This window comes from Leisingera sp. CC-HEC093, assembly GCF_059429195.1.
In genome coordinates, this window is sequence record NZ_JCAIJR010000002.1 from 66426 (window position 1) to 82284 (window position 15859).

Here is a 15859-nt window from a genome sequence, read left to right on the forward strand (position 1 = left end):
GGACGCACGTTGCAACAGGCCCGCAATTTCAGGAGTTCACCCATGCCGCAAACCGATCCGTTCGCCCGCCACCGCCGCGGGCTTTCAAGCCCGGCTGCCACCCATTTTGCAATCACCCCGCAGGACGGGGCCGACCTGCCGGTGCGCCCGCGGGTGCTGCGGGTTGTCTCGGGCGGGGACCTGGCGGTCCGGGATTCCGCGGGAACCATCATTGTCTACCCGGTCGCCTCAGGCGAGACATTCACTTTCTCGGCCGCCGGGATCGAAGCAACCGGCACAACGGCAACTGTCGCGGGGTGGTACTGATGCTGGGTACCGGCCTTTCAATGACGGGTGAGGCCGTGCAGGGGCGCAAGCCGCCGCCTGCGCCCCTGACCGACCTGGACTTCCGGCAGGACCGCTACTTTCAGGCAGGCGCCGCCAGGCGCTTTGACGAGATCTGCGCCTACAACGGCACCGGCCTGCGCACCTTCACCGGCAAGACGGGAGAGCTGCTCTGGGCGGCGCATAACCTGCTGGCCCATTCCGGCGATCTGATGCAAAGCGCCGCAAGGGACGCGTCGGTGTCCGGGACCCGGCTCACGGCCGCGGCAGGCACAGGCGCACGGGCGCCTGAGGCGCTGCGGGCAGGGGTAACGCTGCCGGATGCGGGCACCTATACCTACGCGGCCCATGTCCGGCAGGTGAACCTGCGCTACCTTGCCATGGCCTCCGCGGGCTACGGCACCGGCGCAGAGGGCGTTTCCCTTTTCGATCTGCAGGACGGGGCGGTTGCCAGCCAGGGCACCGGCCACCTTGCGCAAATCCAGCCGCTGGCCGACGGCAGTTTCATCTGCAGCATTGCTTTTGCCATGGATGGATCTGCGCCGGCCGGCACGCTGAGTGCGGGCGTATCAGAAAGCGCGGCAGCGCATCTGGTGACGGATCCGGACGGCACTGAGGCGGTGGACGTATTTGCGCAATGGCTCTACCGCTCCGATCTCGGCGGCATGGCGGACAACCCGGATAACGCCCTGGGGGCAGGCTTTGAGACCTATGTCCCGTCCAGTGCCTCACCGGTCTTCAAGGCGCGCCGCAACGCGTATGAAAACGGTGCGCCGGCAGGGATTAAGATCGAAAGCGGCGCCGCGGTGAACCTGTTGCGGCACGCCATCGCGCCCGCCGGGAACTGGGCCTCTCCCAACAGCACCCTTGAGGAGGTGCCCGGCGGGTTCGTGCGGATAACTTCAAACGGCACGGGCAGCTTTCCCAGAACCGAAAGACGGGATGTCGGCGGCGGCGCAGGCGTATATACCGCGCAGGTCGAGGTCCGTGCGGGCAACAGCGGCGGGTTTACCATCAGGGCGTTTGGCAGCGGGTTCAGCGGCGGCAGCGACTCCGTTGCCTACCGCTTTGATTTCAGCACCGGGGCATTCACCAAACTGGCGGCCGCTCCGGCCCTTTATCCCCCGGCGGCCAAGCTGGTCTCCCCCGGCGTCTACCGGCTGGCAATGACGTTCACCGCCGGGACCGTAACATCCTTCAACATGTATCCTGTCTGGAATGATTCAGCTTCAGGCATGTATGCGGACTTCCGCCGCCCCCAGCTTGAACCGGGATACACCCCCTCCTCCTTCATCCCCACCGCTGGCAGCCCGGTCACCCGCCCGGCAGAGACGCTGGCCATCCGCGCCTCTGTGCTGCCCGCCGCCATGCCGGAAACGGTGTCGTTTGCCATGGATGGCCGCATGAGTTTTGCAGACAGCGGATCCGGTGCAGCAGCCCGGTTCTTCGACTGGCGGGCTGATGCGGGCAGCTTCCTCAGGGCAGACCTGAGCGCCAGCAGCCCGGCAACCGGCCGGATCCGGGTTTCCAGCGGACAGTCCGGTGCCGCCAGCACCGCCAGCGGGGCGGCATCCGCTTACGCAGCCGGCCTTGATGTGCCTGCCGGATTTGCCGCCCGCCACCAGGCGGCGCTTTTGGAGCTGGCGGAGAAAGGGAAGACCTTCCCCGCCTCGCCCGCACCATCCGCGCTGCCGGACCTGGCGGCAGCCGGTATCGGCCTGGCACCGGTGTTCAACGGCAGCCTTGGCCGCTTCCGCATGTGGGACCGCGATCTTGGCCGCCCCGGCATTGAGCGGATCACCGCATGAGCGGCAGCCTGCGGTTCACCGCAAAGGCGGCACTGAACGGCAAGGAGACGCTGGCGGCCGGGAACGAGAGTGTCTACATTCCGCTTGGCGCCATCCACCCGGATGGAGAGCCCGGGCAACGTGCCGGTGAGGCTGACATCATGCGCTGCGAAGACATTTATGCGCGGACAACTGGAAAGATCATTCACGAATGAGCGCATCTTCGGGTTCGGTTCTTTACCTGTCGCCCTATTTCTGGCCGGAAGAGATCGGCTCTGCCCCCTACTGCCGGGAACTGGCAGAGCACTTGTCGGACCAGGGGTACGCCGTCTCGGCGCTCGCCTTCCGCCCGCATTACCCCAGCTGCGGCCCCTTTGGAGACTGGGCGGGAGGGGCGCGCGACCGTGAAGCTCTGGGCAGGATCGCAATCGAACGCGTCCCGGTGAACCCGCGCGGCTCCGGCGGGTTCAAGACCCGGGTCGGCAATGATCTGCGCTTCCTGCGCAGGGCAGCCTGGCATGCGCTTCGCGGCACGCACCGCAAGACCGGCGCCATCATTGCCTATATTCCGAGTGTTCTGGCTCTTTACGGCGCCAAGGCGCTGAAGCTGCGCTCCGGCGCGCCTGTCATTGCCGTGGTCCACGATATCGAAAGCGGCCTTGCCGGCTCGCTTGGCATCGCCTCCAATCCGCTGGTGCTGAAGATCATGCGCCTGGTGGAGCGGGTTGGCCTCAACTTCGCGGATGAGGTTGTTGTGCTGACGGAGGGCATGAAGCGGGAACTTGAGAAGGTCGGCTGCAGGAAGCCCATCACGGTGCTGCCGATCTGGTCGCAAGCGGCCGAAGAAGCTCCGGTCGATCCGGGCGCCCCGGTGCGGGTGATGTATTCCGGGAACTTCGGCAAGAAACAGAATCTGGACCAGATCCTGCCGCTGCTGTCGCATGTGTCGAACACGATGCCAGAGGTTGAGATCCTGATGCGCGGCGGCGGGTCGGAGCGCGCCCGGATCGAAGCCGAGGCCGCCCGCCGCGGCATCGCAAACGCCCGTTTCCTGGAGCTGGCCCCCGCCGGGGAGTTCATGGCCTCGCTGCAGAGTGCCAATGTCCATCTTGTGCCCCAGGCCCTGAACGTGGCGGACTATGCGCTGCCCTCGAAGATCTTCTCGATCATGTCGGCAGGCCGCCCCTATGTCTGCATTGCCGAACCGGGCAGCCCGCTTGATGCCCTGGCCCGGGAGTCCGGCGCGGGCATCTGCGTTTTCCCGGATGACGAGGCCCGCCTCTGCCAGGAGGTGGCAGGGCTTCTGAGCGACCCGGCGCGGCAGCAGCGCATGGGCGATGCCGGCCGCGCCTTCGTGCAGCAGCACATGAACCGCGGCACCATATTCAGCAAGTACGAGGCCATCCTGCAGCGCCTGACCGGCGCCTCCCGGGGGGCCGCGCATTGCCAGGATTAAAGCCCTTGCCGCCGGCAGCCCGGAACCGGCCCGGTTCCTGCGCGGTGTCTTCAGCCGCAGGCTAAGTATACCCGAATGCCTCCAGGGACGGGCGAAGCTGTTCGGTCATTGCGCGCGCTTCAGCGTCGCTTAAGCCTTTGCGCCACTTGCCTGTGCCGCCGCGCCGGAAGGTATGCGACTTTCCCGGATCAATGGCCGTCTTCAGCGCCTGCAGAAGGGCGCTGCGGTCCTCAGCCAGACCGCCGGTGCGGGCAGTGTAAGCATCGATAATGCGCAACAGCTGGCTGTCGCGGCCCGCGCCTGCGATATCTTCGTAGCGGATGGCAAGGGTATCCGGGTCCTGCAGCCAGCCGGAATAGGGCAGCAGGCGGCTGTTGCATTCCGGGTAGCGGCGGTCCAGCCCGTTCAGAGCCAGCTGCAGCCGGTCCCGGTCATTGTCCAGCTTGGCAAAATGCTTGTGCATCCGGTGCCAGCGGTTCATCTCGCTCAGGTAATAGGCTTCTGACACAATCACGTCCCGCGGGTCGCGGTAGATGAAGAGATGCAAGGCGTTGATGCCTTGCAGGGCGGCCTTCGCCTCGGGGGAACAGTACAGATGGCAGCCGAGGGTTTCCGACGGCAGCACTGCGGAAATCCGCCGCGCCAGATCATCCGGCGCCCGTTCCCGCTGCGTTAGGGACGGGCTGGTTGCAATAAAGCGGTTGAGGTAGCGGGCACCGGGAAGGGCCCGCGTTACCTGCAGCAGAAGATGCGTGCCGCTTTTGGGGAGCGAATTCACAAAAAGAGGCGGGCAATTTGCATAGGCCTCAGGTCTCACAGCCCTCCTTTCCAAAGCCGCAGCGGGGCGCCGCAGGAGGGCAATTCCCTTTCTGACAACAGGGGATTTACGTACCGAGGGGTGGTCTGCAAGGCGGCCGAAATTCATCCTGTACCAGTTTCCCTGTTTATTGCTGCGAAAGACGTTCCGGTATTCGCGGGCCTTGGCAAGACCCTTGTCCGGGACGCCTTGGCGCAGGCACAGACGCGCGGGTATCTTCACCAGGGCGCCCCCTGGAGGAGGCTTGCTGCCTCCCTGCCGCACCTGATCGGACAGCCCTGCGCCGCCGGTTGCAGGTGCCAAAAGATAGGCGCAGCCTGGGGCTGTAGCAAGCGGATAAGTTTGGATATGGTTCGCTGGATCATAGTGCAAAGCAGAATACGGCAGCATGGCAAACAGCTCGAACCTGACGTCCCCTACCCCGCCAAAGCCCGTCAAGGGGCACTCGGTTGCGCGGTTCCCGTTGCGCCACCGGGTTTACCGCCTTGCCTGGATGACCGTATGGCGGCTTCTGGCGTCCTGGACACCTCCGCAGTTAAACCGCTGGCGCTGTTTTCTGCTGTCCGCATTTGGTGCCAGGATCGCGGCCGGCGCCGTGGTGCGCTCAAGCGCGGCTGTCTGGTACCCGCCCAACCTGGTCATGCGGGAAGATGCGATGCTTGGCGATGGCGTTCAATGCTATAACATGGATCTCATTGTCATCGGCGCGCGGTCCGTTGTTTCCCAGCGGGCCTTCCTCTGCGGCGGCACACATGATTTCACCCGTGCCAGCCGGCCCCTTGTGACGCGCCCGGTCGAGATCGGCGACGATGTCTGGATTGCTGCAGAGGCTTTCATCGGGCCGGGGGTCACGGTTCCGCAAGGGTGCGTGATCGGCGCCCGCGCGGTCGTTACAGGGAAGCTGCAGCCCTGGACGGTCTATGCCGGAAATCCGGCCGCAGCGCTCCGGCGGCGGGATCTCGAAACCAGCAGTTAACCGCGGTTCGCCGCTTCGGATATTGCGTCCAGCAGATCCCGGGCGGCGCTGCCGACCGAGAAACGCGCCTCATAGGCGGGCCGGCAGTTGGCCTGCATCTTTGCGGCTTCCGAAGCCGGCATCGACAGGAACCGGCAAAGCACCGCCGTTGTTGCCGCGACCGTATCGGGGCCGGACAGGCCGGCGCCGTCTTCAACGACCTCCCGCCAGATATTGACCTTGCCGGAGATGAGAACCGGGGTGCCGGCCGAAAGCGCTTCTGCAACAACAAGGCCAAAGTTTTCCTGATGCGAAGGCAGGACAAAGGCGCGGGCGCCGGCGAAGGCGGCAGATTTCTCCGGGCCCCTGATCATGCCCGGCCAATGAATGCGGGCGGCAATCCCGAGCTGCTCCGCAAGCGCTTCCAATTCCGCTTTCCACCCGACCTGATCCGGGCCGGCGATCACCAGGTCCAGCTGCGGATGGCGCGCCGCGGCCTCGGCGAAAGACCGGATCAGGTTATCGCAGGCCTTTTTCGGATGTATCCTGCTCAGGAAAAGAAGATAATCGCGGTCCCCCAGGTCCGGCAGCCGGGCCCGGAAACTGCTGCGGCCCTGCAGCTGCTCGGCTTCGGGCCTGCGCTGGTCGGCGGCGCAGAATGCCAGCACTTTCGAACGGTACCCCTGGTATCCGCGGAATGCCCCCAGGGCCAGGCGCTCTTCTTCCTGGCACGTGAACAGAACCGCATGGGCGTCCTTGAGAACCCGCCCCAGAAACAGTGTCCAATAGGCTTGTTTCAGAAGGTGCTTCAACCGGCCGGCCTGGCGGAAATAGGGATCGAGCATGCCATGGGTGAAAACCAGCCACGGAAACCCCGCGCGTTTCATCTCGCGGTAAGCGCCGGTTGCGGCATGGCTCCACAAGCCATGAATGACCGCGGCATCCGCACCGGCAAGCAGGCCGGAGACACGTCCGCCGAAGCCGGGGGCCCGGCGCAATGGCCCGCGCACCGGGCCCGCCGCCTCCACCTGGAAAGGAAAGTCCTTCAGAAAGGGCGCTTGCGGATCGTCAAGCGTGACAAAGATGCTTTCATGACCCTGCCGGGCATGCGCTTCAGCCATGACACGTGCATATTCAATCGGCCCGCCCCCTTCGGGATCGGCAGAACGGATAAGATGCAGGATCTTCACAGGATGGCCTCTCTGGTTTCACCGGTTCCGCGGCAGCCCGGCCGCTGGGCGGCCGGTCCGGCGGTTTTCATGATTGTCTTCATCTCTGCGGGCGGAGGACGCTCCTGCCATTCCGCCGGCGCGCCGGGCGTCCCGGTGCACGAAGGCCCCGATGGGCGCCTTGCGGGCCGTGTCCCCGGATTTCGCGTTAAGGGCTGCGGTCATGCTGACGGTGTCCCGGCTCAAACTGAAAAGGTGATCTGCCTCAGAGGTCCTCAACCGGCGGCAGATGCTGCGCGATAACGGGCAATTTGCCCGGCAGGAGCGCGTCCGTGATGCGCAAACAAAGACGCCGGGGCCTTGCCAGAAGGTCCAGAAGATGCCGCCGGCGCATTGCCTTGAGGTCCGCCTCGGTTCTGTCCCGCCCCATCACCTTCCTGTAGATGCGCTCGTGGTTGCGCCGGTCCTCGGAAGCATGGCGCTGACTGCCGGTGATACTGTCCCCATAAAGAACAAAGGCCGACCAAAAGCCTGGAACATGCGCAAACCGCATGCCGGCCAGCGCCATATCAACCAGGATTTCGCCATCCCAGCAGGTCCGGTTCGCGGCATTGAAACCGCCCGCTTTCCGGAAACTTCCGGCCTTGTATAACGTGGACTGCTGAAGCCAGAGCGTGCGGTAGTGCACGTAGCGCTCAGCCGTGAAGGCCGGGGTGGCCAGCACGCGGCGGTAAGGCACGCCGCTGATACCGGTAAGATACCCGTCGCCGAAGATGCAATCCGCCCCGGGGTTGGCAGCGATTGCACGTGCCGCCTGCGCCATCCCCCCGGCAAGAAAGAAATCGTCTGCGTTCAGGTAGATGAACCAATCCCCAGAGGCGCGGGCAAAGCCTTTGTTCAGGCCATCGGCAGGCCCGTTGTCCGGTTCCCGGATGATTTGCAGGCGGCGGTCTCCGCGCGCCTCATACTCTGCCAGGACCGCAGCGGTGGAATCCGTTGAGCCAGGATCGATCACAATATACTCCAGCTCCACCCCCTGCTGGGTCAGGACGGATTCCATGCAACGGCGCAGGAACCGGCCCTGGTTGAAGGCGTTCGTGACAACAGAAATCTTCATGTATCCCCCTGGCCCTTCTTCATTGATTTCAGGTGGTCTGCGAGAAGCGTGGCGGCAATGACGATGAAAAGCGCAGTTATGCAACGCCGTTCTCCGCCAAAGGGTGAAAACAGCGTATCCCAGAGCAACGTCGCAACAGCCAGGAATTCGTAGCTCCAGCCTGGCCGGGCTGCGATGGCGGCGGCCAGCAGAGCGCGGAACGCCAGCACCAGAACCGATGCCCAAAACAGCCCTGCAAGCACGCCGTGCTGCACCCATGTCCCCAGCAGGATCGAGTGGCTGGGGATGGTCTCGACCCGGGTGAGATACTCGGCATTCCAGTTCACATAGGCGCCCTGCGCCTGAAGGAGCTGGTAAAGCAAATAGCGGTATTGCGGCTTTTCAGCCCAGGAGCCATGCCCCAGCAGCGGGCTTTCCGAAATTGCCCGAAGGGCCACGATACTCTCTGGCCGCCCGCCGAAGAAAATGCTCCGCCCGCCTGCCGTCTGTGCCAGGTGCTTGTAGAGCATTTCCTGCCCGAGCACACCTGTCTTAACGATTTCACTGAACACCGCCTCGCCTGCGATCATGCCGCCGAACAGCAGCATGATCACCAGGCCGATCGCAAAAACCCTGTCGCGCGGCCTGCTGAAATGCAGGGAAAAAGCGCTGAGGGCACCGGACAGGAAGGTCAGAAGGAAAAGAGACCGCGCTCCCAGAAAGAGATGCAGAGGCGCGGCCGCCATCAGCCAGGCCCCCGTTTTACGGCGCCCCAGGCCAGCAGCACGCATCACCAGAAGCAACAGCAGCGTAACCGAAAGCCCGGCCCCGAATTTCCATTGCAAACCGAAAAACGCGCCCCGGGCATTGTCGGTAAAAGACGTCAGCAGGGCAGCCGCGCCGACCCCGGCCATTGCATAGAACAGCCGGTCGCGGCGGCCGTCCACCAGAGTGAAGGCCACAACCAGGTATATCCCGAACAGGCCTACCAATGCCCATCCCTTGGCCATGTTGGCCGCCGGGGACTGGTTGACGATGTCTGACCAGAGCATGCCGGAAACCCAGAGCGCATAAAATACCAGAACCGGGCGCAGATAGGCTTGCCGCAGATTGATCCTGCCGCGCGCGAGCAATGCGGCGAACAGCGCGGCCGCCAGGAAATCCGACACCATCAGCTGGCCGACGGCATTGAACCGGAACGCCGTCAGGGCCGGCAGGAGAAACAACAGCACATGCGCCGGCGCAAAGACGCTGCGCGGCACCACCCAGCGGCGGTGTGCCCCCGGAAAGGCCGCACTCATTTGCTTTTCCTCGACGCGAGTTTGCGCACAGCATAGCAGAACTCCGGAATTGGCGGAGTTGCCAGATCCCTGATGAACTGCCCCATGCCTGCCCCCAGCACAGCCTGATTAAAATGCAGCGTCAGCACACACATGCCGGCATGCACAAGAACAAGCGCACAGGCCACGCCAATGAGCCCCCACGGGTGCGACAGAACATAAGCCGCACAGATCCCCAGCAGGCTCAGCAGGAAAAACCCCCACGCCAGGGGGCGGTGCTGATTGGTTCCCAAACGCACCGCCGAGGGCACGCGCCAGATCCCTTCGAGGATTGTTGCAAGCAGCAGCGGCGCGAACAGCAACGGCAGAAAGCCTATCCGGCCATGTGTCCAGGCTGAAAAGATCACAGGTCCGGCGATCATGAGGCATGCTGCGGCCGCAAGGGAGGCCCAGAACGTCAGACGGGAAACAGCACTGACCAGCTGCCGGAGCTTTTCCCGGTTCCCGGCCCCTTGCAGCAGGCCTGCTTCCGCTGTCAGCGGCTGCACCCCAAGGCGGACGATCTGAAAAGCAAGGCGTGTCAGGGTCCGGTGGGTCGCAAAAACCGCAACCACGACAGCCCCCATCGTTGCCCCCACGATGAGAACCATGCCCTGCAGCACAATCGCCTCCGCCAGCGGGATCAGGGTGAACCCGATCCCCAGGCCGATATACTTGGCCATTCTTTCGGCGGGCATCGTGAACAAACGCACCCGAGGGGTGAGACCGTTGCGATGCGACAAAAGCGCCAGAACAGAGACTTCCAGCACCCGCACGGCCACGGTCAGGGCCGCGACCTCTACCGGCCCGGCTTCGGCGGAACTGACAGCCAGAGCAATTATGCCTATCCGGATGAAGGCGGCGGCGGCGCGGACCAGGAAAGCGGCATGCACATTGCGGCAGGCGCGCAGCCCGGCCTGAAAAACCAAACCGTTTTGATTGAGAAGCACATTCAGAATGAGGAGAGCAAAGACGGCGCCCGCCTCAAGCTGCGTCATCAGCGACAGCCCGAGCCAGCTTGATAGCGGCACAAGAAAGGCGCCGCCCGCCAAGAGCACGGACAGCAGCAGCGACCATCGTGCAAAGGCGGACAGGACGTCGCTGTAAAAGGACCTGGCTGCGGCGCTGATACCGTTTGCGCTTCGGCGCGCCAGTTCGTTCGACGATGCCGTGACGAAACCGAAGTCGGAAAGGGACAGATAGATGGGAACGGCTGCGACCAGCAGCCATTCGCCGTAGAGAGAGGCAGACCAGAAGGCCAGAAGTATTGGCACCATCAGCAGCTGTTCTGCCACCCGGGCAAGAAGACCCGCGCCGTTGGCCGCGCTGCCAAGAATGATGCGCCTGCCGGTACGGTCTGCCATCATATGAAACCGCCGCAAGGCCTGGAAGCAGCCGGCCGGGAACACGCGCTCCCGGCTGCGGCAGCGCCGCACCGCAAAACCGCCCTGCCCGGACCGGGCATCCCGCCCGCGGCAGCGGCCCTTGAGATGCCGAATGCCTTTGCAGGATCATGGCCCCCCTCGCCTTGCGGGCCGGCCGGGCCGTGACACGCCGCTGCCGGGGACGCGGGCGCCAAGGCGTGTCACCGCACGGCATCATAGCTGCTCCGGTCATTCAGAAGACGGGCATAGAGCGCGTTGGCCTGCTCCAGCAAACCAGGATCGAAGTTAAATGCGATTGCCTCCTGCGCTCTGCTTTTGGCCTCTGACGGGCGCGCAATGCGGCGCTCCGCCGCCTTATGGGTGCGGCGCGCGATCTCCTCAATTTCCGCGTAAACGGCTGCAACATTCTCCTCAGAATGATCGAAGCAGGCAAAGTTCGTTTTGAACGCCGCATTGAATTCCGCAGTCACCGCTCCGAAGTCGGAAACCACTCTCCTGAAGTCGGCAATATAGATATGGTCCCGAAGCGGCAGCATCCGCCGGTAGAAAGAGATCCAAAGGCGCAATGCCTTGTTCTCGTCCGCGCCCTCATAGAAAACACAGTAGCTGCGCACCGCGCTTTCCGGGGCACGGATCAGCACCATTGCCGGCAGGCCGCGCCGGACACCGGCGGCAATTTGCGCTTCAGCATGCAGATGGTGCGCCAGCTTGACCGACCTGTTTCCAGCGGACTGAAAGGCAACCACTGAAAAAGTATTGGCCGAGCGCGGAAAGCCTTCGATCACAACTTCCGTCGCCGGGCCAATAAGCAGGCCGCGCGCGTGCTTGGGGCCGAAATGGCGGAAGACGGGAGCAAAGAGAGCAGGGTACGGCTTTATTGCATCCTTGATCAGGGCCCGGAATCTGCTGCGCCCGGTGTCCTTTCCGGAAGGCCGGCTGCCCGGTCTCTCCTGTCGCATTTCCCTCACTGTTCCTTTCTCGAAAGATCCGGGCGGCCCTGCGGCAAAGCATACCCGAAGGCGCGCTTGGATCCAGACGGCTGCTCAACCATCAATCCGCAATCGCATTGACCGGCGCGGTGAGCAGCGACGGCGTGATCTGGTCGATGGTGCGGCCCCAGCGGGTCACCGGGTTCTCGGCCACAAACACGACGTCGCCGGGGCGCAGCTCAAAACGGGCGGCCAGCGGCAGATGCGCGGCGTTGCGCAGGTTCAGGTGCCAGGCGGTGACCGCGCCGAACTCGCGGATGTCCTGCGAGGCGCGCAGCACATAGACTTCGGATGCGTCGCCGGTCTCCTTGGCGATGCCGCCGCCGGTGCCGAACAGCGCATCCGCCAGCGCCGCCCTGCGCCCGAACGGCAGCGTGTGGCGGCCCTGGGTGCGGACCTCGCCGCTGAGGTAGACGTAGTCCCGCTCCACCGCGTCCAGCTCCACCGCCTGGGCGAAGGTCTGGCGCCGCTCATCCAGGTCGGCGCGGCGCAGGGTCAGCGCCGCGGTCAGCTCGTCGATTGCGGCGCGGCGGGCCGCCAGGGTGGTCTGCTGCAGCTGGATCTGCTGGGCGAAATAGCGCTCGGCGCGGCTGAGATCGTAATCGGTATCCACAAACACCGAGTCATCCGCCAGCAGCTTGAGGCGCTGCAAGTCGGAGCGGGCATAGAGATCCTCCAGCGGGATCTGGTACATGGCGCCATCGCGGTAGATCCTGACCGAGCTGGTGTCGATATCCGCCACCGAGACCGACCCCGCCGCCGCCAGCGCCTCGCCCAGGGTGAGCGGCGTCAGGGTGACCGGCAGCACGCCGGGCTTGCCGACGGCGCCGCCGACCGAGACCCGGCGGGAATTGAACTCGGCAACCTCAAGGCTGAAGGTCGGATCGATCTGGCTTTCCACCAGCCGCTGGAACAGCAGCGCTTCGGCCTCGTCCACGGTGAGGCCGGCGATGCGCACCCGGCCCACGTCCGGTATGTTGATTGAGCCGTCATCCTGCACCGTATAGCCGTTGCGGCTGTTCTGCGCCGCCAGCAGCCCCGACAGCTCAGCCACCGTGCCCCGGGTCGACGGCGTGGACAGCACCACCACATCGCCGGTGCCGATGGTATAGGGGCCCGGGTCCGCAGCCGGCGGCGGATCCAGCCGCAGCCCCTGGCGGCCGCCGTCCTGGGTTGAGGGCGCCTCAGGCAGCGGGCCCGCCCCGCGCGGGCCGGCGCCCGCGCCGGAACCTGCAGAGAGCTGGAACACGGCCGGAAGCGCCTTGGGCTCATAGGCGGCGCGGTTGGCCACCAGCACGGTTTCCGGCGTCACCGCCACCACCCGGACCTTGCCGGCGTCAGACACCCCCGCCTTGACCGCGGGGCTGCGGTAGATCGTGGAGCAGCCGGCCGCCAGGGCCGCCACGGCCAGGGCGCTGAGAGCGATGGAAATGCGGCGCACGGTGCGTCCTCCACTAAGCTTAACGTCAAATATCATCCGGCACCGCCTTCAGGAACAGATTGCCAAGGAAGCCGCCGGTCCACTGCGAAGACTGCACGACCGCGGGGGGATCCTGCCGTATCCAATAGGTATTTGTGAAGCTTTCCGCCACCCCGTGGCAGCGCTCCTCCAGCTTCTGCACCGGCACCGGCACCCCGCGCAGGAAGATCTCCTCTGCCCCCAGATGCGCCACCGCGCATTGGTAGGCGTGCAGCTCGATCTGGTCGTTGCCGTTCAGGAAGCTGTGGAACCGCTCTGCCCTGCCCTCCCGGCCCGCCAGCACCAATGCGGCGCTTTGCTGCACATCAGAGGCGGCCAGGCCGGAGCCGAAGCCCTTGGCCGAGGTCAGGAACCCCTGCCGAAGGGTGATGGTGGCGCCATCGGCGGTGAGCCAGGTCTGCACGCCCGCCCGCTCGGTCTCCAGGAGCATGACACCGCTCAGACCGCGGCTCGGAAACCCGGCCTCCAGCCGCGGCGGAAGCGGCCGGATGGCGGCCAGCGCCGAGGCGCGCGGGTGGAACCGCGGCGCCTCTGGCTGCAGCGCGCCGCGCAACAGGTCGAGATCGTCTTTTGCCTCGCCGCAGGCGAGCAGCAGCAGGGCGGACAGCACGGGCCACAGGCGTTTCATCGCATAAACCTCCCCCAGCCCTTGACCAGCTGCTGGGCGCGCGCCTCGCGGGTGACGCCATAAAGCCGGTTGCGCACGTTGAGCCGGGCGCCGCCATCGCGCAGCACCGGCCGGATCACCTGCGCCAGCCGGTCGCGCGACGGGCGGCCGGTCAGCCAGGACACCGGAATTTCCAGCCGGATCCCCTTGTCGAAGCTGCCCTCGCCGAAATCGCTGAACCCCACCGTGGTCAAAGTGAAGAAGGCGCCGGCCTTGAAACCGTTGGCAAATTCCCGGTCCAGCGTGAGCGTGGCGCCATAATCGCCGGCCAGGTAGCGGCCCGCATCCGCCTGGAGGTGATACTCCCCCGGCAGATCGTAATAGGCCGACAGATGGCCGGTCACGGTTGAATAATCCTGAAAGCCGAACAGCACATCAAAATCGCGCTGCCGCACATAGTTCAGCTCCGCCCCCAGCGCCAGGCGGCTGTTGACCGGGAACCACAAAAGCTCGCCCGACAGCCCGCCGTACATGGTTTCCAGGTAGCCCGCCGTGGCGCGGGCAAACAGATCCGGCCCCGGCCGCCAGATGTATTCGGCGGTCAGATGCTCGACCCTCAGATCAGAGGCCCGCGCATAAAGCCCCCAGTCCGAGCGCACCCGCTGGATCACCGAGTTCGACTGGCGCTGGCTGTCATCCAGATTGCCGGCCGCCGGCTGGCGCAGCCCGGCGGACAGGGTCAGCCCGGGGACGGCCGTGTAATCGGCCCCCAGCTGGGCACCGGCCTCATAGCGGAAGGGCTCGTCCGGGTCGAAGAAGGACGCCTGCAGATAGGGGCCGAACCGGTAGCGGAAATGCGGATAGGCGCCGGCGGCGGTTCCGCCGGCGGCCAGCGCCAGGCTGTCAGAGACTTCGGCACGGGCAAAGCTGCGCCAGGCGCCGTCGGGGTCATGCTCCAGCTCATAAAGATCCTTGCGGGCAATCCGCACCGCGCTGAGCGGCACCCCGTTTGCCATCAGCGCAATGTCGAAATCCTGCGTTCCGGCGGGCTGGGTATTGGCCAGCACCCGCGCGGTGCGGCCGATGGCCTGGGCGGCCTGGCCGTAGCGGGCGTTTTCCACCCCGATGCGCAGGGCCTGCCCCGCCTCCTCCAGATAAACCAGCCGCAGCCCTTCCTGCTGCAGCTTTTGCGCCAGCACCTGCTGGCGGCGGGCCGGTGCAGCGGGGCCGGCGGGGGCGTCTTCAGGCAGGTTCCAGCTGGCCAGCGCCGCCTGCCGGACCGGCAGCAAGGGCGGCGGTGCCGCCCCCTGCCCGCCCGGCGCCACGGTTTGGCGCGGGTCGATGAAATAGCTGTAGGTGAAGCCGAGGGTGCTTCCATACATATAGGAGGCGCCCAGCTGCGTCCCGTTGCCGAACCTGTACTGCAGCCCGAAGTTGAAAGGGGAATTGACGTCAAACCCGGATCTGAAGACTTCCTGAGTATACAGGTCCGGGGAATACTCGGCCATGAAGGTCCAGCGGCTGTTGTGCTGCCAGCTCGCCCCGGCAAAGAATGCAGCGCCGCCCCGGAACCAGTTTCCGAAATCCAGCTGGCCGGTCTCGGCAATGCCGCCTGCTCCGGACGCTTCCCGTGTGTCGAAGCCGCCGGAAATCAGGCCCAGCGGGTTCGAAAAACTGCCGCGCCCCGCCATACGCCCCCAGCCGATGCCGCCCGAGAGCTTCAGCCGGCCGCCAATGGTCTTGGTCGCGACAACATATTCGGCCGCGTTCACCCCGGTGCCGCCGAAGTCGCGCAAACCCAGGGCGATTGCGGGCCCGCCGCTGGTTTCCTCCCGCAGCAGGAAATGGATATCGAAGCTGCGGTCATAAAGTATTCTGCCGGCACCAGTCTCGCTGCGCAGGTAATCCGCGATTGCTCCGTAACGGAAACTTCCATGCACCCAAGGGAGCATCTGGAAGGTCATCGTGGTGCGCAAGGTTCTGTCGAACACCCCCGCGGAAAAGGCCAGGGTGCCATCTTCAAACATCTCTGCTGTCGGGATTTCGATCAGGCCAGGGGTGCCGTAGGTGGAAACCGTCTGCGCCTGCGCCAATGCCGGGAGGGCAGCAATCGCCGCCGCCAAAAGCTTGTACCGTCCCTGTGACATCGGTTTCTTCACAACGTTTGAATAATGACTGAAGCCCGGCCACCCCTTACCGGTTTTCCGGCGGTCTGTCCTGCCGGCCGGCAAAAAGGCTGGAAATGTCTCTCTCTTGTGGCGAATCTGCCTGTCTCTTTCCGGTTTTGAAGCGGCAGCGCACCCCTCTCCGGAGCGTGGCGGCGGGAGCATGCAGCGGATCCGCCGTGCGGCCGCCGCGCTTCAGGCGGAACGCGGCTGGAAACGCTGTTTTCCGGGGCGGCGGGCGCAGCTTTGCAGCGGTGCGGCATTCTCAGAGCCGGCCGGGCATGATAGCTTGGCACCGAACAGGTTTAGG

The 15859-nt window shown here is 65.1% G+C and carries 14 protein-coding genes; 5 read left to right on the forward strand and 9 right to left on the reverse strand.

Annotated elements, in window-relative coordinates; translation table 11 throughout:
- Positions 1-42: 42 nt before the first annotated feature.
- Genes AC5STB_RS20390 through AC5STB_RS20405 form a run of 4 tightly spaced genes read left to right on the forward strand, consistent with a single transcriptional unit; the run spans position 43 to position 3567 of the window.
- Positions 43-306 (forward strand): spike base protein, RCAP_Rcc01079 family, encoded by a 264-nt coding sequence (locus AC5STB_RS20390; RefSeq protein WP_495444693.1) that lies wholly within the window; start codon positions 43-45, stop codon positions 304-306.
- Positions 306-2132, forward strand: a complete 1827-nt coding sequence (locus tag AC5STB_RS20395; protein WP_495444694.1) for a phage head spike fiber domain-containing protein — start codon at positions 306-308, stop codon at positions 2130-2132. Before AC5STB_RS20390 ends, AC5STB_RS20395 begins: the two co-directional genes overlap by 1 nt.
- Positions 2129-2326, forward strand: coding sequence for a hypothetical protein (locus AC5STB_RS20400; RefSeq protein ID WP_495444695.1), 198 nt, complete (start codon positions 2129-2131; stop codon positions 2324-2326). The genes AC5STB_RS20395 and AC5STB_RS20400 overlap by 4 nt, the downstream gene beginning before the upstream one ends.
- Complete coding sequence (locus AC5STB_RS20405; protein ID WP_495444696.1) at positions 2323-3567, forward strand: glycosyltransferase family 4 protein; 1245 nt, start codon at positions 2323-2325, stop codon at positions 3565-3567. Before AC5STB_RS20400 ends, AC5STB_RS20405 begins: the two co-directional genes overlap by 4 nt.
- 61 nt (positions 3568-3628) lie before the next feature.
- On the opposite strand, the gene AC5STB_RS20410 is transcribed toward AC5STB_RS20405, so the two are convergent.
- Positions 3629-4345 carry a hypothetical protein gene (locus tag AC5STB_RS20410; RefSeq protein ID WP_495444697.1) on the reverse strand — a complete coding sequence of 239 codons (717 nt, stop codon included), beginning with the start codon at positions 4343-4345 and terminating at the stop codon, positions 3629-3631.
- Between the two features lie 427 nt (positions 4346-4772).
- On the opposite strand from AC5STB_RS20410, the gene AC5STB_RS20415 reads away from it, so the two are divergent.
- Positions 4773-5360 carry an LbetaH domain-containing protein gene (locus tag AC5STB_RS20415; RefSeq protein ID WP_495444698.1) on the forward strand — a complete coding sequence of 196 codons (588 nt, stop codon included), beginning with the start codon at positions 4773-4775 and terminating at the stop codon, positions 5358-5360.
- On the opposite strand, the gene AC5STB_RS20420 is transcribed toward AC5STB_RS20415, so the two are convergent.
- The 8 genes from AC5STB_RS20420 to AC5STB_RS20455 form a co-directional block, all read right to left on the reverse strand.
- Positions 5357-6529 carry a glycosyltransferase gene (locus AC5STB_RS20420; RefSeq protein WP_495444699.1) on the reverse strand — a complete coding sequence of 391 codons (1173 nt, stop codon included), beginning with the start codon at positions 6527-6529 and terminating at the stop codon, positions 5357-5359. The genes AC5STB_RS20415 and AC5STB_RS20420 overlap by 4 nt on opposite strands.
- Before the next feature lie 244 nt (positions 6530-6773).
- Positions 6774-7625, reverse strand: coding sequence for a glycosyltransferase (locus tag AC5STB_RS20425; protein WP_495444700.1), 852 nt, complete (start codon positions 7623-7625; stop codon positions 6774-6776).
- Positions 7622-8905: a hypothetical protein gene (locus tag AC5STB_RS20430; protein ID WP_495444701.1), complete on the reverse strand. Its 1284-nt coding sequence runs from the start codon at positions 8903-8905 to the stop codon at positions 7622-7624. The genes AC5STB_RS20425 and AC5STB_RS20430 overlap by 4 nt, the downstream gene beginning before the upstream one ends.
- The gene (locus tag AC5STB_RS20435; protein WP_495444702.1) at positions 8902-10287 is read right to left on the reverse strand and encodes a lipopolysaccharide biosynthesis protein; all 1386 of its coding nucleotides are present in this window, start codon (positions 10285-10287) and stop codon (positions 8902-8904) included. Before AC5STB_RS20435 ends, AC5STB_RS20430 begins: the two co-directional genes overlap by 4 nt.
- A gap of 221 nt (positions 10288-10508) precedes the next feature.
- On the reverse strand, positions 10509-11054 hold the full coding sequence (locus AC5STB_RS20440; protein WP_495444703.1) for a hypothetical protein: 546 nt from the start codon (positions 11052-11054) through the stop codon (positions 10509-10511).
- Positions 11055-11358: 304 nt separating this feature from the next.
- Positions 11359-12738 (reverse strand): polysaccharide biosynthesis/export family protein, encoded by a 1380-nt coding sequence (locus AC5STB_RS20445; RefSeq protein WP_495444763.1) that lies wholly within the window; start codon positions 12736-12738, stop codon positions 11359-11361.
- A gap of 25 nt (positions 12739-12763) precedes the next feature.
- Positions 12764-13405 (reverse strand): YjbF family lipoprotein, encoded by a 642-nt coding sequence (locus tag AC5STB_RS20450; protein WP_495444704.1) that lies wholly within the window; start codon positions 13403-13405, stop codon positions 12764-12766.
- The gene (locus AC5STB_RS20455; RefSeq protein WP_495444705.1) at positions 13402-15531 is read right to left on the reverse strand and encodes a YjbH domain-containing protein; all 2130 of its coding nucleotides are present in this window, start codon (positions 15529-15531) and stop codon (positions 13402-13404) included. Before AC5STB_RS20455 ends, AC5STB_RS20450 begins: the two co-directional genes overlap by 4 nt.
- Between the last annotated feature and the right edge of the window lie 328 nt (positions 15532-15859).

Bases quoted from the DNA above. Each gene is read 5' to 3' on its own strand.
- AC5STB_RS20390 (WP_495444693.1), top strand. From the start codon at position 43: ATGCCGCAAACCGATCCGTTCGCCCGCCACCGCCGCGGGCTTTCAAGC.
- AC5STB_RS20395 (WP_495444694.1), top strand. From the start codon at position 306: ATGCTGGGTACCGGCCTTTCAATGACGGGTGAGGCCGTGCAGGGGCGC.
- AC5STB_RS20400 (WP_495444695.1), top strand. From the start codon at position 2,129: ATGAGCGGCAGCCTGCGGTTCACCGCAAAGGCGGCACTGAACGGCAAG.
- AC5STB_RS20405 (WP_495444696.1), top strand. From the start codon at position 2,323: ATGAGCGCATCTTCGGGTTCGGTTCTTTACCTGTCGCCCTATTTCTGG.
- AC5STB_RS20415 (WP_495444698.1), top strand. From the start codon at position 4,773: ATGGCAAACAGCTCGAACCTGACGTCCCCTACCCCGCCAAAGCCCGTC.
- AC5STB_RS20425 (WP_495444700.1), bottom strand. From the start codon at position 7,625: ATGAAGATTTCTGTTGTCACGAACGCCTTCAACCAGGGCCGGTTCCTG.
- AC5STB_RS20430 (WP_495444701.1), bottom strand. From the start codon at position 8,905: ATGAGTGCGGCCTTTCCGGGGGCACACCGCCGCTGGGTGGTGCCGCGC.
- AC5STB_RS20435 (WP_495444702.1), bottom strand. From the start codon at position 10,287: ATGGCAGACCGTACCGGCAGGCGCATCATTCTTGGCAGCGCGGCCAAC.
- AC5STB_RS20450 (WP_495444704.1), bottom strand. From the start codon at position 13,405: ATGAAACGCCTGTGGCCCGTGCTGTCCGCCCTGCTGCTGCTCGCCTGC.
- AC5STB_RS20455 (WP_495444705.1), bottom strand. From the start codon at position 15,531: ATGTCACAGGGACGGTACAAGCTTTTGGCGGCGGCGATTGCTGCCCTC.